Here is a 24,612-nt window from a genome sequence, read left to right as displayed (position 1 = left end):
ATGCTGCTCCATCGCGCGCAAAGGAAATTAGCTTTGCCCATTACTCGGAATCGGATGGTGCCAAAGCCAAGCACAATATCCGTTGCACGATTCAGAGAGCGCAGCGCGAATTCCCACATTGCAAGTTTTCTTCGCGCGGGTGCAACTGCTGCTCTGTTTTTGGCGGCAGCAGCGGGTGCTCAGGAACTCGATAAAAATACGGAGACGCTGGCACCGCAACGCGCCAATCTCGTCACGCGGGCGAACGCCCCGGTATCGGATCTGCTGCAGATTCGGTTCCAAGATGCGTTCGCTCCCGCATTTGAAGGCGCGCAAGGCCAGGGAAATACCTTCTCAATTAACCCGATCGTACCCATACCCGAATTCACGGCGTTTCCCTACACGCAGCTTTTGTCTCTTACGATCCCGGTTGCGATCACGACGCCTCAAGATGTGACCGGATTTGGCGACCTGAAGCTTCTCGACTTCGTTCTAATTAGTCGGGAGCCAGAAATCGTTTGGGGGATCGGCCCGGTGGTCACGTTCCCCAGCGCAAGTGATCCGACAACGGGCCAGGGCAAATGGCAAGCCGGGCCTGCGGCAGGCGCGGGATACCAACGCGGGAATCTGTCTATCGGAGTGCTCGCGCAGAACCCAATATCGTTCGCTGGCGATAAAGACCGGAGCTCCAGCAATTTCTTGCTGTTACAACCCTTCGCCACCTATCAACTCGGGGCCGGATGGTTCGTCAAGACGGAACCTCAGATGCTTTTCGATTGGAAAACGCACAAACAAACCCTGCCTGTCAATCTGGGTATTGGCCGGGTATTCAAAATCGGCGATCAGTATGTGAACTGCTTCGTAGAGCCGGCCTGGAACATATCGCACGATGGGCCGGCGCCACGGTATGCCATCACGTTTGGGCTTTACCTTCTCTACCCAAATTTCTATCATTCCCAATAATTTGGGGTCCCAAACCCGCAAGACGAAAGCGGATCGCGCAAGAGGCTTGGCACTATATTCCGTACTGGCAAGTCATGATCGGGAACTGGATCAAAAGCCCGCTTTGTAATCGATGCGTTTATGGTCTCATTTCAAAATAGCGCAAGTGAAGACGAAGCGCGCATTTGACATGGCTTGCGAGGTTAACGGAAAATCGTAAAAAACAGGCGCTAGTTCGTCACACGGTAATGTTCAACCAGCTGGAAGAATTGCCGGCTCGTCCGTCATTCGCTGCATCAGCACAGCTAACGATCCCCGGGGAGAGAAAACAAATCGGTACAAGTGGAATCTAATTTAATTAGGGAGCGACCGGATTGCCCAAGTATAAAGCGCCCTCGATAAACAAGAATGGAGAAATTAGACATGGAGACCCGAATTGGCAGTTTCGTTTTTCTGGTTCCGCTGATATTAACCGTAGCAGGTTGTGCCTCGGAGCAACCAACAGCACCCACAGGCGTGGCTTCTGGGCCGGAATCGAAGCTGATTCCCGGCGGTCCCAGCGAGTATCGGTATACGGCCCCGAACGTCGATTTCAAGAAATTCACAAAAATCATCATTGAACCCGTTGCAATTTACAAGGGAGCTGATGCTCAGTTTGGGGACACACAGGATAAAGATAAGCAGGAGATTGCCGACTATATGCAGAGTGAATTTACAAAACAAGTGGGAGCAGTGCTTCAAGTCGTGTACGAACCGGGGCCAGGCGTTGCGCGACTCAGGCTTGCTCTCGCTGGACTGGAATTAAGCAAGCCCGGCTTATCAGTGGTCACCCATGCGCTTCCGGTTGGGCTGGTTTTAGGCGTTGGCAAGGAGATTAAAACAGGACAGGGATGGTTCTTGGGATCGGTGACCTTTGCGGGGGAAATTTATGACTCGCAAAGCGATACGCTCATAGCGGCATTCGTATCCAAAGAGAGCCCAGGCGCGATGGATTTGCCAGCAGACTTTTCAGGTCTGGATTCCGCTAAGGCGTGCGTAGCCGAAGGAGCAGAAAAATTAAAAGCTGCAATCGAAAAAATGCAGAAGGGCCAGGGTTAGCGCACGCACGGAAATTTGGCGGCGTTTCTTAGACCAACCGGGCCGCTGAGACGCAACGTTTACTGCTACGGTCGTAAATTGCGATTTTGGGCGCTCCGAATACAATTCCGCCTCGGTAGCGGAATATCCGATAGTTGAAATGCGACGCGCCACGCGCATATTGCATATCTTTTCGATGTCGACAAAAAAGGCACTGCGCCCGCTGTTCCGAAACGTACGTCCGCGTAGTTCACCACGGAAATTTCGTGTAATGAAACTGGAGCAGTTCACTGAACCGCAGCACCTGGGCGTGAACCCAGTTGTCACATCTCGAGAAAGATCGCACCGCGCACGTTCCCTAGTTGGTTATTATTTGGGCTGGAGTGCAGTCGCAACGTTGCTTTTGGCAGCTACGGCGAGTGCGCAGGAGCTGGAACCACGCGCCTTTTCGCCTTCGCCCATCGGAACTAACTTCGCCGCCGCGGCTTTTTCGCACTTAAGCGGCGATGTTTCACTCGACCCGTCGGTGCCTATTACCAACGTTAAAGCAAACATCAATATCTATTCACTGGGCTACGCGCACACGTTCGCGCTGTTGGGCCGCTCGGCGAGCGTAGGTCTTGCGGTTCCTTATTTCCGTGCGGGCGTTAGCGGAAACGTCGAGGAAGTTGGTCCGACGGAACGGGACCTTACGGGAACGGGCGACATAAGGATGCGGTTTGCCATGCTACTAATCGGTGGCCCCGCGCTTACGCCGAAAGAATTCGCGCATCGCACGCGCTCCACCATCGTCGGCGTTAATTTGAAAGTTGTGGCGCCCACCGGGCAGTACGACTCCTCAAAACTCATCAACATCGGGCAGAATCGCTGGGCGTTTAAGCCGGAAATCGGATTGTCGCAGCCGATCGGCAACTGGTTCACTGACGCGATTGGGGGTGTCTGGGTTCATACAGACAATACCAATTACTTCGGGGGCAAGACCCGCAGCCAGGATCCGCTCTGGACCTTTCAAGTGGACGGAGGCTATGAATTCCGTCCCGGATTATGGTTTTCCGCGAACGCTACGTATTACACTGGCGGAAACACGACGGTAAACGGCGTCCGAAATCAAGACAGGCTGCAAAGCACGCGCTACGGATTCACAATATCGGCGCCCCTAAGTTCGAGCTGGTCTACAAAGTTTGACTGGTCGAAAGGTCTGACCGCGCGTACAGGCGGCGAGTTTGAAGAATTCACATTCGCGCTGCAATATCGTTGGTTCACCCGCCATTAATTGGTAAACTGTCTTTCGTCAAGCGGCACAGAATCGACCGCACATGAGTTTAATCGCCTCAGCATGATGTTTCAGACTGCCAGGCTATGTCTTCACTTCAGCGGCGCTATGCTTGCCGCGATGTTCACGGTTGCGGCAGTTGCAGCTGATACCGGTTCGGCAAAACAGAAGCCGAAGGGCCTTGACCTGGGCCTGATCAATACTCCATGGACCGGCGATCTCGATGGGATGATCAAGCGCAGAATGATCCGCGCGCTGGTCGTCTACAGCAAGACATTTTACTTTGTCGATAAAGGCACGCAGCGCGGCGCGAGCTATGAAGCGCTGCACGCATTTGAAAACGACCTCAATAAAAAGCTTAAAACGAGCCATTTGCGGGTGAGCGTTGTGTTCGTCCCGGTGCGGCGTGACCAATTGTTTCCAGCGCTGCGCGACGGCCGAGGCGATATTGCCGCTGCCAATATCACAGTAACGCCGGAGCGCCAGAAACTGGTTGATTTCTCGGCACCGGTATGGAACGGAGTGAGCGAGGTGGTTGTCACCGGACCGGGCGCGCCTGACATACGCAGCACCGACGATCTTTCCGGTAAAGAAATCTTCGTCCGCAAATCCAGCAGCTACTTCGAGAGCCTCACGCGGCTTAACGAGGCGTTGCGCAAGGCGGGCAAGCCGGAAGTAAAACTTAAACTCGCGCCGGAGCAGCTTGAAGACGAAGACCTGCTGGAAATGGTCAACGCCGGATTGGTGCCGGTCATCGTCGTGGATAACCACAAGGCAAAGTTCTGGGCGCAAATTTTCAAGAGCATAAAAGTGCACGAAGATGTCGCCGCGAATTCAGAAGGCGACATCGCGTGGGCGTTCCGCAAAGGTAGCCCAAAATTGAAGGAAACTGTCGATGATTTTGTGAAGCGCCATCGAATTGGAACACAGTTCGGCAACATAACACTGCAAAAGTATCTCAAGAACACAAAGTGGGTGACAAATTCTACATCCGCGGAGGAGATGGAAAAGTTCCAGCGCACGGTCGAGCTGTTCAAGAAATATGCCGCGCAGTACGGTTTTGACTGGCTGATGCTGGCGGCGCAGGGTTACCAGGAGTCGCGCCTCGACCAGAACGTCAAGAGCTCTGTCGGTGCGGTCGGCGTGATGCAGGTGATGCCGGCGACCGGCGCTTCTCTCAAGGTAGGGGATATCAATCAGGTCGACGCCAACATCCATGCCGGAACAAAATATATGCGGCATATGCTCGACACTTATTTCAGTGACGCGCAGCTAGACGATCTCAACCGGAACCTCTTTGCTTTTGCTGCGTACAATGCCGGTCCGGCACGAATTGCAAAGTTGCGCAAAGAAGCGGCGAAGCGCGGCCTCGATCCGAACGTGTGGTTCGACAACGTCGAGCGGATCGCGGCCGAAAAGATCGGACGCGAAACCGTCACCTATGTCAGCAACATTTACAAGTATTACGTCGCCTATACGCTCGTGCTTGAACAGAGCGCCGAGCGCGAGCGTGCACGCGAGACCATCAAGGGAAAAGGCTGATGCGAGTCGCAGCGTTGCCGGCACCGCGATACTGTTTATTGCGCAACGACTAACGAACAGTTCCGAAATGCCGTTGGCTGCCTAAGCGGTTCATTTATCGATCTTGGTGAGCTTCGAGCCCTTCACACCAAGGCCCGCCATCAGCCCTTTCTGGCCGAAGATGAACGCGTAGATATCGGCTTTAAGTGTCGTGGTCGTCATCGTCCTGGCCACGCCGGCATCCACCACCACAATGCTCGGACCCACACCGAGCTCGAATCCAGCGCTGTTCTGCAATTCATCCAGCACAGAATCTTTCATGATGAACAACACATACGAGAACTTCTGCACTCCAGCCTGCAGGCCGTACGAGGCTTCGGTAGAGTTGTAATACGCGACCGACTTGCCGTTCACGAGCAGGGTGCCCTCGCCGAAATGCGCGCCCCCAATCCAGCCAGCTTTGTAGATTTTCGGGAAGACCAGGATGCCTTTTGCTATCGCCCCAAGCTCCTTGGCCTTGGGCTCCTCGTCGTACAAGCGATTCAGCGCAGCAGCAGCGTCACGGTCGATTTCCTCTGCGGTGGCCGCGACTGCCGGACGCGGCATTATGAGCGGCATAACCGCCATCGCGAAGATCATCGCTGCATATGCAATTCGATATTTGGTCATTTTCATTTCCTTTGATCATCGCTTGATTCAAGCATAGCGCCGGTGGCTGCAAACCCTCGAGCGGGATTACACTCAAGGGGCAAGTTCGCGAATCACTTATCGATCTTTGTGAGTTTCGAACCCTTCACTCCCAGACCGGCCATCAGCCCTTTCTGGCTGAAGATGAACGCATAAATATCCGCCTTGAGTGTCGTGGTCGTGAGCGTCCGGGCCACGCCGGCGTCCACCACCACGACGCTCGGGCCTACGCCGAGCTCAAAGCCATTGCTATTTCTTAAGTCATCCAGCACAGAATCCTTCATCAGGAACAATACGTACGCGTACCTCTGCACTCCCGCTTGCAGGCCGTATGAACCCTCGACGGAATTGTAATAGCCGACTGACTTGCCATTCACCAGCAAGGTGCCCTCGCCGAAGTGTGCGCCGCCGATAAAGCCTGCCTTGTAGATCTTCGGGAAAACAAGAATGCCTTTTGCTATCGCCCCAAGCTCCTTGGCCTTGGGCTCCTCGTCGTACAAGCGATTCAGCGCAGCAGCAGCGTCACGGTCGATTTCCTCTGCGGTGGCCGCGACTGCCGGACGCGGCATAATGAGCGGCATAACCGCCATCGCGAAGATCATCGCTGCATATGCAATTCGATATTTGGTCATCTTCGTTTCCTTTTCGAAATTCGGCCGATTCCGGCCAGTCGCGTTATCAGCTCGCGCTCTTTTCTTTATTGAGCCAGAGGAATCTTCGCGGCAAGTTCGTAATTTATGACCGCACGCACTTTGCTCTCGATCTGCAAGTAGCGCGCGGCCTTAATCGCAGGCAGTGCCGCCAAAAGTTTGGGCGCATAGGTTTTGGGCAGGTTACCTTCGGCCGCCTTGATTGAAACGAATTCATGTAGAAGCTTTTTTGCTGCCGGATCAGTAAGCGTGTTGTTATTCCATGCATCCGCGTAACTCTGGATTAGCTTCAGCATGCGCTTATTGAGAACATCGAGATCTTTTTGATAACTGTCGTAGATCGGCCAGAATGCTTGCGCCTCGGAGTCTGTTAGTTGCATATTGTCCGCGACCAAAAGCTTCTTGTCCGCTTTAACCTTGTCGTACAGGATTTGCATATTCGTTTGTGCTGAAGTTTCCTGCGCGTACAAAGGCGTGAAAAAGGTGAACGCGGCGAACAAGGACAATAACGAAATCAGGTATTTCATTTTTTCTCCAATTCCTTAATAAGTGAATTAAACTGAATTACGTATTCAGGGGACGGGGGTAAACTAGTTACTGGCCGGGCCCTTGTGGGCCACCAGACGCGCCATTTTACTTTGTTAAACTGCAAAAGCAAGCATTAACATCTCAGAGCAGTACCGAAATTCATTATACAAAGTCAAGCAAACCGGAGTAAACAACGGTAATTTTGTATGCTAACATTATTCGCCACATCTAATATCTCACAAGGGCCCGAGAGTTGAATTGATTTAAATCAAATAGCCTCGATTACTTATTGATATAGGAGTTTGTAGCAAATTGAGCAGTTAAACTAGACAGCGCTGCTGAAGTTTGATTCCAAAATGATACAGGGCGGGCTACCCAAAAGCGCGGGAGTTGCGGCGCTCTCACCCGGGTCGCGAAAATCTCGTTGGCTCAATGTAAGATATTTTTCGCGGCGGTCGCAGAAAAAACAAAGGCCAACTTGTGGCGGATTCAACAATGCGTTCCCCTTGCCGCGATGCGGCCAACCTTGCGATCATGATGATCGTCTCTGGGTGTTTCTTAACGACGGCGGGCGCGCAGGATGTTCAGCGGGGGGAATACCTGGCGCGCGCTGGCGATTGTATTTCGTGCCACACTGCCAAGGGTGGTGTTCCGTACGCCGGAGGATTGCGCATGGATACGCCGTTCGGCTATCTGCTGACGCCGAATATTACGCCCGACCCCGAAACCGGCATCGGCCGCTGGTCTGCCGATGATTTTTATCGCGCCATGCATGATGGAGTGAACAAGCACAATCAGGACATGTACCCGGCAATGCCTTACACTTTTTTTACCAAGGTCACGCGCGCAGACTGCGACGCGATCTACGCTTATCTGCGAACTCTGAGTCCCGTGCGCAACGAAGTAGAGATCAATCACCTGAATTTTCCATTCGATTACCGCAGGACAATGGGATTCTGGCGGGAGCTTTACTTCACGGCGGGTACGTTCGAGCCCGACCCGACCCGAACGCCGTCTTGGAACCGCGGCGCGTATCTGGTCGAAGGACTTGGCCACTGCAGTGCGTGCCATTCACCGCGTAATGCGCTGGGCGGAATAGAGAAGAACAAGCAGTTTACAGGCGCAACGATCGATGGTTGGTTTGCGCTTAATCTCACTTCAAACCTCAGCACCGGGCTGGGCGACTGGACTGCCGCGGACATTGCCACCTACCTAAAAACAGGTTCTTCCAAGGAAAAATCAACGGTACTTGGCCCTATGGCGGAGGTTGTGCAAAACAGCCTGAGGTATTTGACCGATGCCGATCTTAATGCAATGGCTGAATATTTAAAATCGTTGCCGCCGAATTCTTCCCTGCGTACCGGCGCACCTGTTCCTGATCCCAATCGTCGAAAAGGAGCCATGCTGTACATGGAAAATTGCGGGGATTGCCATCAAGCCAAAGGCCGCGGTGTTCCCGGTGTGTTTCCTCCATTGGCAGGAAACGGGGTTATCGTCGCTCCTGATCCGGCAAACATTCTAAAAGTCGTCCTCCGCGGTATTCCCGCGCGTAACGGTTATATTGCGATGCCGTCTTTTGCGCAGCGGCTCAACGATAAAGCGATCGCCGAAATCGCGGATTATGTGCGTACCAGTTGGGGCAACAGTGCGCAGCCCAGCGTGACCACGCAGATGGTTGGGAAACTGCGCGCCACGACCAAGTGAAACGAACGATTTGTGGTGAGCACCATTTAATGCAAAAGAGAGGTTGATCGACATGCGCTGGATTTTCGTGACCATTATAGCGTTTGCCTTGCTAACCGGCTGCAAGAAAGAAGAGGCGAAACCTCCGGCGCCTGCCGAGGTTTCGGTAATCAAGGTCACACCGCGCGACACGCCCGTTACTTTCGAGTACGTAGGGCAAACCGAAAGCTCACATCAGGTTGAGATCCGCGCGCGAGTCGACGGGTTCCTCGATAGGCGCGTGTACACCGAAGGCAGCCTGGTCAAAGCAGGCCAGGTCATGTTCAAGCAAGACCCCAGACCTTTCCAGGCCACGCTCGAGGCCAATGAAGGTGCGCTTGCGCAGCAGTTGGCGCGTTTGCAGGTCGCACAGGATAATCTTCGCCGGGTCAAGCCGCTCGCTGCGCAAAATGCATTGAGCCAGAAGGACCTTGACGATGCCACCGGATCCGAGAAGGCAGCTGCTGCTGCGGTGGATACCGCCAAGGCGAATGTGCTGCAGGCGAAGCTCAACCTCGGATACACGACTATTGCGACGCCGGTAACCGGCTTTTCCAGCTATGCACGGGTGCAGGATGGCGCGTACGTCAGCGCCGCGAACAGTCTGCTTACGACGGTTGAACAAATAGACCCGATCTGGGTCAATTTTAGCATTTCAGAAAATGAGCTCCTTTCCGTTCGCACCCAGCGGGAAAAGGGTTTGCTCACCGCGCCCAAACTCGATACCTATGATGTGCAGGTGGTGCTCGCCGACGGCTCGCTTTTTCCCGAGATTGGTCACATAACATTCGCTAACGCAAGTTATAACCCGCAAACGGGGACGTTCCTCTTGCGTGCTACGATTCCCAATCCGCCGGGGGATCCGATAGCAATGCTGCGACCGGGGCAGTTTGTGCGTGTGCGCATCTCGGGAATGGCCCGGCCGAATGCAATTCTGGTGCCGCAGACGGCCGTGCTGAATGGCGCGCAGGGACACTTCGTGTGGGTTATTAATAAGGAGGGCAAGGCTGAGGAGCGTCCTGTCGAAGTGGGCCCCTGGCATGGTGATGAGTGGTTCATTAATAGCGGACTTGCTGCTGGCGACACGGTAGTCGTGGAGGGCGCCATGAGGGTCGCGCCAGGCGTCGCGGTAAAAATTGTAGAACCGGCGGCAAAAGGGGCGGTTTCCGAGAAAAAATCTGCGCAACCCGAAAAAACTGCACAGGAGAAGAAGTAATCGCGGGCGGATTCCAATGATTTCTCACTTCTTCATTGACCGCCCAATTTTTGCGGCGGTCATCTCAATTGTCATTTCGATCGCGGGTCTGGTTGCGATGGTGACGCTGCCGATCGCCCAGTACCCGCAGATCACTCCGGTCCAGATCCAGGTTACGGCGACCTACCCGGGTGCCAACGCTCAATTGGTCGCGCAAAATGTTGGCGCCCCCATTGAGCAGCAGGTAAATGGCGCCACCAATATGCTTTACATGTCATCCACAAGCGCCTCAACCGGAAACTACACGCTCACGGTTTACTTTAGCATCGACACCGACCCGGAGCTTGCGCAAGTGGATGTACAGAATCGGGTGAGCATCGCGATGCCGCAACTGCCGCAGGCGGTGACTAACCAGGGCGTCAACGTGCAGCAAAAGACGCAGACCTTTCTTATGGTCCTCGCGCTCTATTCGCCGGACGGGAGATATAGCCCGGACTATATCGCGAATTACACCAACGTCTTTGTCCTTGATGCGATCAAACGTATCAATGGGGCCAACCAGGCCTCGATCTTCGGCGTCCCAGACTATGCCATGCGCATTTGGCTTAAGCCGGATCGTATGGCACAGCTCGGTATTACCACGACCGACATACAAAATGCTGTGTCAAAACAGAACCAGTGGTTCGCAGTCGGTCGCATCGGCCAGTCCCCCACGCCCCACCCGGTGCAGCAAACATTCCCCGTAACGACAAGCGGGGCTTTTACCGAACCGTCCCAGTTTGAGAACATTATTCTGCGCGCGGAAAACCAGGCTGCGGCCATCGTGCGAGTGAAAGATGTCGGCTACGCGGACCTGGGTCGCAAGGATTATTCGATACGCACCTATTATCAGGGCAAGCCCGCGACCTTGATTGCCGTGTATCAGCAGCCGGGGGCAAACGCTATTCAGGTTTCGAATAATGTGCGCAAGACACTCGAGGAGTTGTCGAAGAGCTTTCCGCCCGGGTTGAAATACGATGTCGCGCTCGACACCACCTTATTCGTACAAGCGTCTATCAAAGAAGTGATTCACACATTTTTCGAGGCAGTCGTGCTGGTGGTGCTCGTGGTGTTCATTTTCCTGCACACTCTGCGGCTCACGATCGTCCCCACTCTAGCAGTACCGGTATCGATCCTGGGCGCGCTAGTCGGAATGTTGGCGCTAGGCTTCTCCATTAATATGCTGACTTTGTTTGGGATGATATTAGCTATCGGCCTCGTCGTGGACGACGCTATTGTCGTGGTCGAGAATACCGAGCGCAATATGGCTCAGTACGGCCTGTCAGCTAAAGATGCGGCCAAGCGCGCCATGGATGAAGTGACCGGACCGGTTATCGCAATCGTGCTGGTGCTGAACGCGGTGTTCATTCCAGTCGCTTTCCTCGGCGGCATCACCGGCCAGCTCTACAAGCAATTTGCGATCACGATTGCCATATCCATGGTATTTTCAGGCTTGGTTGCGCTCACGCTCTCTCCCGCGGTGGCCGCATTGGTGATTAAAGCTCAGCATGGGGAGAAAAAAGGCTTTTTCAAATGGTTCGACAACACTTTTGAGCGCGTCTCCAATGGTTATGTGAACGGCGTAAAGTGGCTCATAAAGCGGTGGGGAGTTGGGCTTATTGCTTTTGCTGTGGTTCTTGGAGCGGCCGGATGGCTGCTCAAAATTTGGCCTACTGCATTCGTGCCGCAAGAGGATCAAGGCTATTTATTTGTGCCCTATTTTTTGCCGGACGCGGCGAGCCTCGACCGCACCGGAGCCGTCGGGCGCCAGGCCGCGGCGTATATGAACAGCAATCCCGCGGTTGCGAATGTGACGCAGGTCGACGGCTACAGCTTGCTCGATTCCCAAAACAAAACTAATAATGGGTTGCTGTTTGTCGCATTCAAAGATTACAAATATCGCAAATCGAAAGACCTGCAGGCGCCGGCGGTTATTGAGGGGGCTAGGAAAGCGTACGCAAACATCCAGGAAGGAACAATCGTGCCCCTCAACCCACCCTCTATACCTGGCCTTGGCATCGTCGCCGGTTTCCAGATTTGGATCCAGCAAAAGGGTGGTGGCAACTACGCTCAGCTGGTCGACGTTGTTCAGCGAATAGTTGACAAGGCTAAAAAGCGGCCCGAGCTATTAGGTGTGCGCTCCACTATCACTGCGACCAGCCAGCAACTACTTGCGGACGTGGACCGCGACAAAGCGGAAGTTCTGGGCGTTCCGGTGCAGGACGTTTACAATACGCTGCAGACTATGTTCGGTTCCTTGTACGTGAGCCAGTTTCCCAAGGAGTCACGTTTATGGCAGGTCATCTTGCAGGCAGAACCGAAATACCGGCTGACACCCGAAGATATCGGCCGCTTTTACGTCAGGAACCGCGATGGGAAGATGATTCCGCTCACGGCGCTTGTGAACACCAGCTACGTCAGTGGTCCGGATTTGGTGACGCGTTTCAATAATTACCCGGCTGTGGCGATCAACGGCTACGCTAATATTGGCGTGAGTTCGGGTACGGCGATTAACGTGATCCGTGGAATTGTGGAGGAGGAACTACCGTCAAATTATGGCTATGATTGGGCGGGCGAAGCGCGCGAAGAAATTCAAGCAGGCTCCACTTCATCCATCGCATTTATCTTCGGCCTGATTTTCGTGTTCCTGATCCTAGCCGCCCAATACGAGAGCTGGTCGCTGCCGGTGGGTGTCATAATGGCGGTGCCATTTGCAATTCTCGGTGCCTTGGTCGCCATTGTACTGCGGCGCATTCCCAACGATATTTATTTCCAGATCGGCCTGATCACGCTCATTGGACTTGCGGCAAAGAACGCGATTCTGATCGTTGAGTTTGCAGTGGAGAAAAACAGGAAGGAAGGGATGTCGTTCTTCGATGCGGCGGTGGAGGCGGCGCGCTTGCGGCTGCGGCCGATCGCCATGACCTCGTTTGCCTTCGTTTTCGGCGTGCTGCCGCTCGCGATCGCGACTGGCGCGTCGGCTAACAGCAGGCATTCGATCGGCACCGGGGTCATTGGCGGCACGCTCGCGGCTACCGTCATAGCCATCTTCTTCATCCCGATGTTTTTCTGGCTGTTGGAAACCATGAGTGCCAAGTTTTCCGGAGGGAAAGAAAAACATGAAGCACTGAAACCTACGGGCGATAAAGGTGCGGGCCCGGCGCCCGCTGGCGCGCACCACGAGAAACGGGAGGGCAACTGACATGCGCCGTTTTGGCATAGCGCTGATCTGTGCGCTGCTTGCCGGCTGCATGGTCGGGCCGGATTATCACCGACCCAAGGTTGAAACGCCCAACGCATACATCTACGAACCGGAGAAGGTCGCCGAAACGGCGAATACGGAATGGTGGAAACAATTTAACGATCCGGTACTGGATCAACTCATAGAAGATGCGCTTGCCAACAACAGGAACGTGAAGATTGCAGTGGCCAACGTAGAGCAAGCGGCCGGTGTCCTTACGACCACACGCTCGCCGCTGTTTCCACAGATTGGGTATCAGGCCGATGCAAGCAGGCAGCGCTTATCGGAAAATAGCGCGTTTGCGTCGGCTTCCAGCACCGCAAACGCGGCCGTGCCAAGTTCTGGAGTCCCCAATCCGTTCTCAAATTTAGAAACGCTTGCCACTGCGAGCTGGGAGCTTGATCTTTGGGGCCGCATCCGCCGACAGACCGAGGCCGCGCGCGCAAATCTCCTCGCGACTGATGCAGCGCGCCGCGGAGTCGTCTTGACGCTTGTCGCGCAAGTTGCCAGTAGCTATATCCAGCTGCGCGGCTTCGACGAGCAGCTCGAAATTTCCAAACGCACTGCCGGCGTCTACCTTGAGTCCCTCAAGCTCTTTCAACTGCAATTCAAGTATGGTCAGGTATCACAGTTGAATGTCGCGCAGGCGGAGTCGCAGTATCAAACTGCTGCAGCCCAGATTCCACTCATCGAGCAGGAAATTGCGGTACGGGAAAACGCGATATCGGTGCTTCTTGGCAACAATCCGGGTCCGATACCTCGCGGAAAATCAATCCTGGAATTAACGTTACCTGAAGTGCCTGCTTCAATGCCCTCGCAATTGTTGGAGCAAAGGCCTGACCTGCAGCAAGCCGAGCAACAGCTGATTGCGGCGAACGCACAAATCGGCGCTGCAAAGGCGTTGTACTTTCCGACCATTTCTCTGACCGGCAACTTCGGTCTGGCAAGCGACGATTTGGGCAACTTGTTCAAAGGTCCGTCGAAGGTGTGGAGCTTCGGGGGTTCCATCATTGGCCCGATCTTTACCGGTGGATCTATCTCCGGGCAGGTCGCGCAGGCGACCGCGGCGCAAAAAGCGGCATTGGAATCTTATGAGCTTGCGATCCAAAGTGCGTTTGCGGATGTTGAAAGTTCTCTGGTTGCCCGCCAGAAGTTAGGCGAACAGGTGGATGCACAGGAAAAGCTGGTCCACGCGCTGCGCGAATACGAGCGGCTTTCGAAGTTGCAGTACGATGTCGGCTATGTGCCTTATTCGACCGTGCTGCAGGCCGAGCAGCAGCTGTTTCCATCTGAGCTCACCTTGGCGACGACACGCGCACAGCTTTTTACTTCGCTAGTTGGGATTTACCAGGCGACCGGCGGCGGCTGGGTTTATAAAGCTGATACGCTTGCTCCACAGCCTCTCGCAGGCAACAATTAGTTTGTCCCGATTCCGCGCGCATGACGCAAGCGGAAATTCTATATGACTGAAGAAGAAAAGCGACTGGATGCTGCGCGCTCCGGCAAGGAGCCGTGGCGCCGTTGGGGCCCTTATGTTAGCGAGCGCCAGTGGGGCACGGTGCGAGAGGACTACAGCGCGGAGGGGACTCCGTGGGAATACCTCCCCCACGATCATGCCCGCTCGCAGGCGTATCGCTGGGGCGAAGACGGCATCGCCGGCATTTCAGATGACAGGCAGCAGCTGTGCTTTGCGCTCGCGCTTTGGAATGGTGCCGATCCGTTCCTTAAAGAGCGAATGTTCGGCCTGACGGGTAACCAAGGCAATCATGGCGAGGACGTCAAGGAGTATTACTTTTATCTCGACAACGTGCCCAGCCACGCCTACATGAAATTCCTCTACAAGTATCCGCAGCGGGCATTCCCATACGCGCAACTCGTCGAGGAAAACCGGAAACGCGGAAGGCATGATCCGGAATACGAGCTGCTCGACACGGGGATTTTCGACGATGACCGTTACTTTGACGTGTTTGTCGAGTATGCGAAGAAGGCGCCCGACGACATTTTGATCCGGATCAGCGCAGCGAATCGCGGTCCGGAAACCGCGACTTTGCACCTGTTGCCGACATTATGGTTTATGAATGACTGGTCGTGGTTTCCCGCTAATTCTAAGCCGCGTATCGACATCTACCGATCCGATGTGCATGAGCTGGTGCTTAAGGCCGCGCATCGCGAGATGGAGCCGTACTGGCTGTATTGCGAACTTTCAGGCGATGCGTTGTTTACTGAGAACGAATCGAACCTGGCGCGCCTGCACGGCGTCGCGAATGCAACTCAATTTGTGAAGGACGGCATACATGATTTCATCGTGAATGGCCGGCGCGATGCGGTGAGTAGCGCCAACTTCGGGACGAAAGCAGCAGTGCATTATGTTCGCGAGCTTGGCGCGGGCAGCGCTACTGTAATCAAACTGCGTCTCTCCAATATAGGCGATTTGCGCGCGCCGCTGGGCAAGGAATTCGATGCCACATTTGAAATGCGCAAGAGCGAAGCGGACGCTTTCTACAAGCGAGTGACGCCGTTTCCGCTACCCGAGGACTTGCGAAATATCCAGCGGCAGGCTTTCGCAGGCATGCTCTGGAACAAGCAGTACTACCGGTACTTCGTGCATCAATGGCTTGAGGGGGATCCCGCGGGACCTGTGCCGCCCGAGCAGCGCAAGCAAGGACGCAACCACGAGTGGTGGCACCTTGCCACCGGTGACGTGCTTTCGATGCCGGACAAATGGGAATATCCGTGGTTCGCCGCATGGGACATGGCATTCCATTGCGTCGCATACGCGTTGATCGATCCGGATTTCGCCAAGGATCAATTGCTGCTGCTCGCGCGCGAGTGGTATATGCACCCCAATGGGCAGATACCCGCTTACGAATGGGCGTTCGGCGATGTCAATCCACCGGTGCAAGCATGGGCGGCAATTCGCATCTATCAGATCGAAGAAAAAATGTACGGTCGCAGGGACCGCGTGTTTCTGGAGCAATTATTTCATAAATTGTTGCTGAACTTCACCTGGTGGGTCAACCGCAAGGATTCCGAGGGAAACAACATTTTTGAAGGCGGATTCCTTGGCCTAGACAACATCGGCGTATTCGACCGCACATCCGGATTGCCTTCTGGCGGACATCTCGAGCAGGCAGATGGTACCAGCTGGATGGCGATGTATTGCCTTAACCTCCTTGGGATTGCGCTGGAACTCGCCAAGGAGGACGCCATTTACGAGGAAATCGCGACCAAGTTCTACGAGCATTTCGTATACATCGGTGCAGCCCTCAATCGCATGGCCGGCCAGGAAACCGGCTTGTGGGACGAGCAGGAAGGTTATTATTTCGACGTGCTCAAGCTTCCGGATGGCCGTTGTATACCGATCAAAGCACACACGATTGCCGGTTTGATTCCAGTGTTTGCAATCGCCATCGGCGATGCTGAAATACTGGAAGTTTTTCGCGGTATCGGTGCGCGCGTCAAGTGGTTCGCCAAATACCGGCCGGAATTGCTGCGCGGCCTAACGGATATAAGCCACCACGGGATTGAGAAGAGGAGACGATTGGCATTAGTTGATTCGCACAAGCTGGAGCGCATCCTCGATCACGTGCTGCGCGAGGACGAGCTGCTTAGCCCGTACGGTGTGCGCTCGGTATCCAAGCGCCATGCGCAGAATCCATTCATATTGCGCCTGGATGACCATGAGTTTGTATTGGACTATGAACCTGCGGAGTCCACGTCCGGACTTTTCGGCGGCAACTCAAACTGGCGCGGTCCAGTATGGTTTCCCTTGAACTTCCTACTCATTGAGGCGCTGCAAAAACATGATTACTTCCTCGGCGACAACTTCAAGGTCTCGTATCCCAGCGGATCCGGGAACAAGGTGACGCTTTGGGAAGTTACAAGCGAACTCTCGCTCCGGCTGATCAAGATCTTCCTTAAAGATGAAACTGGCCGACGTCCGGTTTACGGAAGCCGCGAGAAATTCCAGACCGATCCGCATTGGCGCGATCTGATTCTTTTTCACGAATACTTTCACGGGGAGACCGGTGCTGGGCTCGGCGCAAGCCACCAGACGGGCTGGACCGGTGTAGTAGCGAAGCTCATTCAGCAGTATGCGGAGTACGCCTTGCAACGTAGAACTCCAAAGCGAATAGAAGAGGACTCGTTTGCCGTTGGAAATCCATCGCATTGATCGACCCGCTTGGTTTTAGTCAGAACAACGATCGGATGTCGCATTTTGTCAGCGGACGGTGCTGCTGGCCCTGGCGGCCGAAATGCCGCAAATTTTGGAGTGGAATCTCAAAACGGTTTGGATCCAAAAATTATATAGATAACTAAGATATTGGCTTCAAGAATAGTTGCTTCCGACCCCCCGGTGTTTAGTGGATCACCATGACAAATACTCCTGTTGACCTTGCCCGCGCGACGTTCGCGGTAATTTTTATGGTTGGGCTCATTGCCGCTTCATTCTGGATCACGCGGCCGTTTCTTCCTGCGCTCATCTGGGCGACGATGATCGTGGTGGCGACCTGGCCGCTCATGCTGCGCGTACAGGAACGACTGTGGAAACGCCGCTCGCTCGCGGTCCTGGCGATGACAATTGCGCTGCTGCTTATTTTTCTTATCCCTTTGGCGCTCGCAATTAGCGCCATCGCCGCCAATGCTGATACCATTGCCGGCTGGACAAAATCGCTCGCCACAGTAAGCATGCCGCTGCCACCCGATTGGTTGCACAGAATACCTTTTTTTGGTGGAAGAATTGCAAGCGCATGGAACGACCTCGCTGCATCGGCGCCGGAGGAACTCGCGCATAAAGTCGCGCCATATGCGCGAATCCTGGCTCACTGGTTTGTAAAAGAGGTCGGAAGTTTCGGAGTGATGACCGGCCAGTTCCTGCTCACAGTGATCATCGCCGGAATTCTCTATGCGCGCGGCGAAGTGGCCGCTGCCGGTGTGTGCCAATTCGGCCAGCGGCTCGCGGGAGCGCGTGGCGAACTCGCCATGCGGCTCGCTGCGCAGGCAATTCGCGGTGTTGCGCTTGGTGTTGTCGTGGCATCAATCGTTCAGGCCGGACTCGGAGGCATCGGACTCCTTGCTGTAGGCGTGCCGTTCGCGGCAATTCTCACGGCGATCATGTTCATTCTCGCGTTGGCGCAGATCGGGGCGGTGCCGGTACTGGTGTGCGCGATAGCGTGGCTTTACTGGAAAGGCGACGGCGGCTGGGCGACTGCGCTCCTAGTCTGGACGATTATAGTCAGCGGGCTCGACCACGTTTTGCGGCCGCTTCTCATCAAAATGGGCGCTGATCTGCCGCTGCTGCTTGTCTTTGCCGGTGTAATCGGCGGTCTGATTGCGTTTGGCCTTGTCGGCATTTTTGTCGGTCCGGTGGTGCTCGCCGTGGGCTACACCTTGCTCGTGGCGTGGGTGCGGGAGGCGCTTGAGCCCGGAGCAGCAGCCGGGAAATGACGCGCGTCAGCGAGACGCGTTTTTGTAAGCTGCGATTCACTTTAGTTTTGAAAGCGCCTCTTGTTTACCCCGGCTGCAATCGGTGAGAAACTTAAATGATCTAAAGCAATTCATGCCGTGGCGCTTTTAGAAGGATATTGTGATTGATCTAGGTCAATGCAGCCTGCGTCGAATCAGGGTAGTTTTATTCTAAAAATCGTTGCAATTTCAGAGACCATTTCTGCGGGCGGGGTCGAGGGCAATCTCGAAAGCCTTCAACTTTTTAAATTCGCGTACATCTGCTGGCTACAACGAAATCAGCAACGCGGGGTGGCGTCTGAATGCGGTTCAGCGGTGCCTGAGCATTCCCCAGATCAGACGAGGCGCGCACACTGCGATGTCAAATAAATACCAGAGGCGACAATGGACTCAAAGGTCCCAATAAAACGCAGGAGAAAACCGGCGCCCAAGACTGCCACGACTCGGGCGGGCGTGGATGTACGCACCGGCATGCAGGCCGCTGCGCTGAAACAGGCTGTGATCGATCACCTGCAATATTCAGTCGGGGGCGTGGCTGCGGTCTGGAGCCCACACGACTATTACCGCGCGCTCGCGCTTGCCGTGCGTGACCGCATGCAGCGCCGCTGGATCAGCTCTACGCAGACTGTTTTCGAAATCCGACGAAAGGTTGCAGTTTATCTCTCGGCGGAATTTCTCATGGGACCGCATTTGGGCAACAACCTGTTGAACCTCGGCATTGAACAAGAGGCGCGTACCGCGTTGGCCGAACTCGGCCAGGACCTCGATGTTATCTTGGGGTGCGAGGAAGAACCCGGATTGGGCAATGGCGGCTTGGGAAGGCTCGCCGCGTGTTATCTCGATTCGCTTGCAACCTTGCAGCGCCCGGCGATCGGCTACGGGATCCGCTATGAATTTGGCATCTTTAATCAGGAGATCCGTGACGGCTGGCAGACCGAAGCCACCGACAAATGGTTGCGCTACGGCAATCCCTGGGAGATCGCAAAGCCCGGAGTTGTTCATTACGTTAACTGGGGCGGCCATACTGAACATTACCGCGATGAAGAAGGCCGTAATCGCGTGCGCTGGGTGCCCGACAGGGTAGTTAAAGGCACTGCCTACGATACCCCGATTCAAGGCTACGGCGTCAACACCTGCAATACCTTGCGGCTTTGGAGTGCTGAGGCAGTCGAGTCATTCGATTTCCAGGCTTTTAATGTTGGAGATTATTATCAAGCAGTGGCGGAGAAACTTTCGTCCGAGACCGTAACCAAAGTACTTTATCCAAACGATGAGCCCGAGATCGGCAAGCGGCTGCGGCTGGGTCAGCAGTATTTCTTTGTTTCCTGTTCCCTGCAAGATTTGCTGCATATACTCGATTTAGCCGGCGTGCCGGTGCAGTACTTCGCGCAAACCTTTGCAGTGCAACTAAACGACACACATCCGTCGATAAGTGTGGCCGAACTGATGCGTCTCCTGGTGGACGAACGGCGCCTCGATTGGGACACGGCTTGGGCTATTACCGTGGAGACCTTTGGCTACACCAACCACACGCTGCTGCCCGAGGCGCTGGAGACCTGGCCGCTGGAAATGTTCCGCGAGTTCCTGCCGCGACATCTCGAGATTACTTACGAGATCAACCGCCGCTTTCTGGATGAGGTGCGCGCGCGTTTCCCGGGTGACGAATCACGCGTGGCGAGGATGTCGCTGATCGCCGAGGAGGGCGACAAACGAGTGCGCATGGCACATCTGGCCACCGTGGGAAGCCATGCCATCAACGGAGTTGCCGCGCTGCACTCCGATCTGCTCAAAGCCAGCGTGCTGAAGGATTTCTACGAAATGTGGCCGGAACGCTTCAGCAACAAGACCAACGGCGTTACGCCGCGCCGCTTTCTTGCGCTCGCCAACCCACGGCTGCGCGAGCTGCTCAACAGCACACTCGGCGGTAAGTGGCTAATGGACATGGGAATACTGCGCAAGCTGGAATCCTTTGCCGATGACGCAGCGTTCCAGCGCGAATGGCGCGCAATCAAACAAGCCAATAAGCAACGGCTCGCCGCCTATATCCATGCACATACCGGAATTGAGCTTGAACCCCACTGGTTGTTCGACATCCAGGTCAAGCGTATCCACGAATATAAGCGCCAACATCTGAACGTGCTGCACATTATCACTCTCTATCGCCGGCTCAAGGAAAATCCTGCGCTCGCGGTTCCGCCGCGCGCTTTCATCTTCGGCGGTAAGGCAGCGCCCGGCTATTTCATGGCCAAGCGCATCATCAAGCTTATCAATGCCGTTGCCGAGACGGTCAACGCAGACCCGGATGTGAATACGCGAATGAAAGTCGCCTTCGTTCCCAATTTCAACGTTCAAAGCGCACAAATTATTTATCCGGCAGCCGATTTATCCGAGCAGATATCGACTGCCGGCAAGGAGGCCTCAGGCACCGGCAACATGAAGTTCATGCTCAACGGAGCGCTCACCATCGGCACGCTCGATGGTGCCAATGTCGAGATACGCGAAGAAGCGGGTGAGGAAAATTTCTTTCTGTTCGGGCTCGCGGCTGACGAAGTCGAGCGCGTCAAGCGCGAAGGGTACAGGCCCGCCGGCCACGTTCAAGGCAACGCTGAACTGCGCGCGGTACTGGAACTCATTGGGAACGGCCGCTTCTCGCGCGGCGATATCGAGGTATTCCGCCCGCTGGTAGAGAATCTGACCCAGTCCGACCCATTTCTGGTACTTGCCGACTACGCAGCGTACGTCGCCTGCCAGGAACAGGTTAGTTCAGCATGGCTGGACGTCGAAAACTGGACGCGCATGTCGATCTTCAACACCGCGCGCAGCGGCAAGTTTTCGTCCGACCGTGCCATAAGGGAATATTGCGATGAGATCTGGAATGTGCAGCCGGTAAAGGTGGAATTATAAGGCGCGGCGCTAATGTTGGCAGGTAATGAATTGGATTTCGGGTGCGAGGGCATCGTCGACATCCTTCTAAGCTAAATCCAGTAGCACTAGGTGGGCAATAAAAATGAAAATCGACGTTGCCAAAAAAAGTTCGAGCGCTCCTCTCGGCGCGACTGTTTGTAGCGGCGGCGTCAACTTCAGCGTATTTTCAAGAAATGCCACCCTTGTTGAGCTGCTGTTATTCGATGACCTAAACGCCGCAAAGCCGTCCACTGTCATCGCGCTCGATTCAAGCCGAAACCGCACTTACCATTACTGGCATATCTTTGTGCCGGATCTTAAACCGGGCCAGATTTATGGCTACCGTGTCCATGGGCTGTTCCGGCCGGAACGCGGCTTGCGGTTCGATGGCGAGAAGATTCTTCTGGACCCTTACGGTCTTGCCGTCGCGGTTCCCGATGCTTACGACCGCAAGGCAGCACGCCAGCCGGGCGGCAACGCAGCGACTGCGATGAAAAGCGTCGTGGCCGATCCCCGCACTTATGACTGGGAAGGCGATCTTCCGCTCAAGCGGCCATTCGCGGAGACCGTGATCTATGAAATGCACGTCGGAGGTTTTACCCGGCATCCGAGCTCAGGCATCGGAACCGCGAAGCGTGGGACGTACGCCGGGCTAATCGAAAAGATTCCCTACCTTGAAGATCTGGGTATCACCGCGGTTGAGCTATTGCCGGTTTTTCAGTTCGATCCGCAGGATGCGCCAGAAGGTCGGGTGAACTATTGGGGATATCAGCCGGTCTCATTTTTCGCCCCGCATCATGCGTACAGTTCGCGCAAGGAACCGCTCCGCGTCCTTGATGAATTTCGCGACATGATAAAGGCATTCCACCGTGCCGGGATCGAGGTCATTCTCGATGTGGTCTACAACCACACCGCGGAAGGCGGCCAGAACGGGCCGACGCTTTGCTATCGCGGCCTGGCCGATGATTTCTTCTACATCCTGGAAAAAGATAAATCGCGTTACGCTGACTATACCGGATGTGGCAACACGCTGAACGCGAACCAGCCGATTGTGCGCCGGCTGATACAGGATAGCTTGCGCTACTGGGTGACGCAGATGCACGTTGACGGCTTCCGTTTTGACCTCGCATCGATCCTCTCGCGCGACGAGGCGGGCCATCCGTTGCCGAACCCTCCCGTCCTCTGGGATATCGAATCCGATCCTTTATTGTCCGGCACCAAGTTGATTGCAGAAGCGTGGGATGCAGCGGGACTCTATCAGGTGGGTAGCTTCGTTGGCGACGCCTGGCACGAGTGGAACGGACGATTTCGCGACGACGTGCGGCGTTTTTTGAAGGGGGACAACGGCACAGTATCCAACTTGGCCGCCCGGCTCCTTGGGAGTCCGGATATTTACGGTCACAAGGAACGTGAGGCCGAGCACAGCATCAATTTTGTGACCTGTCACGACGGTTTTACCCTCAATGACCTGGTCTCTTACAACCATAAACACAACGAAGCCAACGGTGAAAATAATCGCGACGGTTCAGACGACAATATGAGCTGGAATTGCGGGACGGAAGGACCGACTGACGATGTTGCGATTGAAGCGCTGCGCAACCGCCAGGTTAAGAACTTTTTCGCGCTGGAAATGCTGGCGGCTGGAACTCCGATGCTGCTCATGGGCGATGAGGTGCGCCGCAGCCAGCGGGGCAATAACAATGCGTATTGCCAGGACAGCGATATCAGCTGGTTTGACTGGAGTCTATTGGAGCGGCATGCCGACATTCACCGGTTTGTCAAGTTGCTTAACGCGTTTCGCCAGCGCCGCGATTTGGTTGCGGAACAAGGCAAGCAAAGCCTCAATCAACTTTTGGAGCGCGCAAAAATCGAGTGGCACGGGGTGGAGCTTAACCGCCCGGATTGGGGCGAAAATTCGCATGCCCTGGCCTTCACGTTCCGCAGCCTGCGCGCGCGTTTTCTCTTCCACGGGATGCTCAATGCTTATTGGGAACCGTTGACTTTCGAGTTGCCGCCCGCTCCTGCGGAAAATCATCAGCGCTGGCGGCGCTGTGTCGACACTGCGCTCGCATCACCCGATGACTTCCATCCCTGGGAAAAAGCGCCTTTCGTGGAACAGGCGACCTATGCGGTGCAGCCGCGCTCTATGGTTTTTCTCGTGCTGCCACTTGAGGCGGCTAGCGAAAGGAATTTACAGCCGAGGTAATCCAATGGCTATCCATCCTCTTGCCGGTAAGCCTGCTCCCAAGGAGCTGCTGGTCGATGTTAATAAGCTGCGAAAAGAATACTACGCGCGCAAGCCTGACATTGGCGATAGCGCGCAACAGGTAAGTTTTGGCACCAGTGGTCACCGGGGCTCGTCGCTTCGTGGCACATTCAATGAGGTGCATGTGTTGGCGATCACCCAGGCAATTTGCGACTACCGCAACAGTCAGGGCACCACCGGCCCTCTTTATATCGGAAAAGACACGCACGCGCTGTCGGAGCCAGCCTTTAAAACAGCGTTGGAGGTGCTCGCAGCAAACGGGGTTGACGCCATGATCGATTGTGCTAATGGTTTTACGCCTACCCCTGTGGTGTCTCATGCCATCCTTATATATAACCGCGGCCGCACCGCGGGCTTGGCGGATGGCATTGTAATTACACCGTCGCATAATCCGCCGGATGACGGCGGCTTCAAATACAACCCGCCGCACGGCGGACCCGCGGATACCGATGTAACTCGCTGGATCGAAGATAAAGCAAACCTGTACCTCACGAACCGTCTCAAGGGCGTGCTAAGAATCGCGTATGAAAAAGCCAGCCATGCCGCCACAACTCGAACTTATGATTTTGTCGATTCTTACGTGCGCGATCTGGATTCAGTTGTGGACATGGAAATCATCCGAAACGCTAAGCTCAAGATTGGCGCTGATCCGCTGGGTGGAGCGAACGTAGCGTACTGGCAGCCAATTGCCGAACGCTACGATATTGAGGTGGAATTGGTGAACAAAACAGTCGATCCGACTTTTCGCTTCATGTCTTTGGATTGGGATGGCAAGATCCGCATGGATTGTTCGTCGCCCTATGCTATGGCGAAGCTGATCGCGCTCAAAGACCGCTTCGACATCGCTTTTGGCAACGATACCGATAGTGACCGGCACGGCATTGTCACACGCAGCGCCGGCCTGATGAATCCCAATCATTTTCTGGCTGCGGCGATCTTTTACCTTTTTACCCATCGCCCAGGCTGGCGCGCAGACGCAGCCATCGGCAAAACCGTGGTGAGCAGCAGTGTTATCGACCGTGTGGCCGCCAAAATCAAGCGCGCGCTGGTCGAGGTGCCAGTGGGATTCAAGTGGTTTGTGCCGGGCCTGCTTGAAGGTTCGCTGGGCTTTGGCGGCGAGGA

General features: G+C 55.0%; 16 protein-coding genes. 13 read left to right on the top strand and 3 right to left on the bottom strand.

The features are described from left to right. The 4 genes from VLV32_10680 to VLV32_10665 form a co-directional block, all read left to right on the top strand. Positions 1-942 (top strand): hypothetical protein (locus VLV32_10680; protein HUL42349.1); only part of this gene is annotated, 942 nt, incomplete at its 5' end. Between the two features lie 402 nt (positions 943-1,344). Then, positions 1,345-2,019 (top strand): DUF3313 domain-containing protein, encoded by a 675-nt coding sequence (locus tag VLV32_10675; protein HUL42348.1) that lies wholly within the window; start codon positions 1,345-1,347, stop codon positions 2,017-2,019. A 250-nt stretch (positions 2,020-2,269) separates the two neighbouring features. Beyond that, complete coding sequence (locus VLV32_10670) at positions 2,270-3,271, top strand: transporter (GenBank protein HUL42347.1); 1,002 nt, start codon at positions 2,270-2,272, stop codon at positions 3,269-3,271. Between the two features lie 63 nt (positions 3,272-3,334). Continuing rightward, complete coding sequence (locus tag VLV32_10665; protein HUL42346.1) at positions 3,335-4,813, top strand: transporter substrate-binding domain-containing protein; 1,479 nt, start codon at positions 3,335-3,337, stop codon at positions 4,811-4,813. Positions 4,814-4,903: 90 nt separating this feature from the next. On the opposite strand, the gene VLV32_10660 is transcribed toward VLV32_10665, so the two are convergent. The 3 genes from VLV32_10660 to VLV32_10650 form a co-directional block, all read right to left on the bottom strand. Then, complete coding sequence (locus VLV32_10660; protein ID HUL42345.1) at positions 4,904-5,461, bottom strand: lipid-binding SYLF domain-containing protein; 558 nt, start codon at positions 5,459-5,461, stop codon at positions 4,904-4,906. Positions 5,462-5,553: 92 nt separating this feature from the next. Beyond that, entirely contained in the window at positions 5,554-6,111 is a 558-nt protein-coding gene (locus VLV32_10655) for a lipid-binding SYLF domain-containing protein (protein ID HUL42344.1), read from the bottom strand. A gap of 65 nt (positions 6,112-6,176) precedes the next feature. Beyond that, entirely contained in the window at positions 6,177-6,656 is a 480-nt protein-coding gene (locus tag VLV32_10650; GenBank protein ID HUL42343.1) for a hypothetical protein, read from the bottom strand. 496 nt (positions 6,657-7,152) lie between these two features. Here VLV32_10650 and VLV32_10645 point away from each other — a divergent pair, with 496 nt between their 5' ends. From VLV32_10645 to VLV32_10605, 9 genes are all read left to right on the top strand, one after another. Continuing rightward, positions 7,153-8,361 (top strand): cytochrome c, encoded by a 1,209-nt coding sequence (locus VLV32_10645; protein HUL42342.1) that lies wholly within the window; start codon positions 7,153-7,155, stop codon positions 8,359-8,361. Between the two features lie 52 nt (positions 8,362-8,413). Next, the gene (locus VLV32_10640) at positions 8,414-9,595 is read left to right on the top strand and encodes an efflux RND transporter periplasmic adaptor subunit (protein ID HUL42341.1); all 1,182 of its coding nucleotides are present in this window, start codon (positions 8,414-8,416) and stop codon (positions 9,593-9,595) included. Between the two features lie 16 nt (positions 9,596-9,611). Then, on the top strand, positions 9,612-12,815 hold the full coding sequence (locus VLV32_10635) for a multidrug efflux RND transporter permease subunit (protein HUL42340.1): 3,204 nt from the start codon (positions 9,612-9,614) through the stop codon (positions 12,813-12,815). Position 12,816: 1 nt separating this feature from the next. After that, entirely contained in the window at positions 12,817-14,274 is a 1,458-nt protein-coding gene (locus VLV32_10630; GenBank protein ID HUL42339.1) for an efflux transporter outer membrane subunit, read from the top strand. A gap of 42 nt (positions 14,275-14,316) precedes the next feature. After that, positions 14,317-17,028 (top strand): glucosidase, encoded by a 2,712-nt coding sequence (locus VLV32_10625; protein ID HUL42338.1) that lies wholly within the window; start codon positions 14,317-14,319, stop codon positions 17,026-17,028. A gap of 200 nt (positions 17,029-17,228) precedes the next feature. Beyond that, positions 17,229-18,302, top strand: coding sequence for an AI-2E family transporter YdiK (ydiK, locus tag VLV32_10620; GenBank protein ID HUL42337.1), 1,074 nt, complete (start codon positions 17,229-17,231; stop codon positions 18,300-18,302). 489 nt (positions 18,303-18,791) lie between these two features. Continuing rightward, positions 18,792-21,224, top strand: coding sequence for a glycogen/starch/alpha-glucan phosphorylase (locus VLV32_10615; GenBank protein HUL42336.1), 2,433 nt, complete (start codon positions 18,792-18,794; stop codon positions 21,222-21,224). Between the two features lie 103 nt (positions 21,225-21,327). Continuing rightward, positions 21,328-23,430 (top strand): glycogen debranching protein GlgX, encoded by a 2,103-nt coding sequence (glgX, locus tag VLV32_10610; protein ID HUL42335.1) that lies wholly within the window; start codon positions 21,328-21,330, stop codon positions 23,428-23,430. A 4-nt stretch (positions 23,431-23,434) separates the two neighbouring features. After that, positions 23,435-24,612: alpha-D-glucose phosphate-specific phosphoglucomutase (locus VLV32_10605; protein HUL42334.1), on the top strand; the 1,178-nt coding region annotated here is incomplete at its 3' end.

This window comes from Burkholderiales bacterium (assembly GCA_035518095.1).
GTDB lineage: Bacteria > Pseudomonadota > Gammaproteobacteria > Burkholderiales > JAHFRG01 > JAHFRG01.
This window is presented reverse-complemented; position numbering and strand designations above follow the sequence as displayed.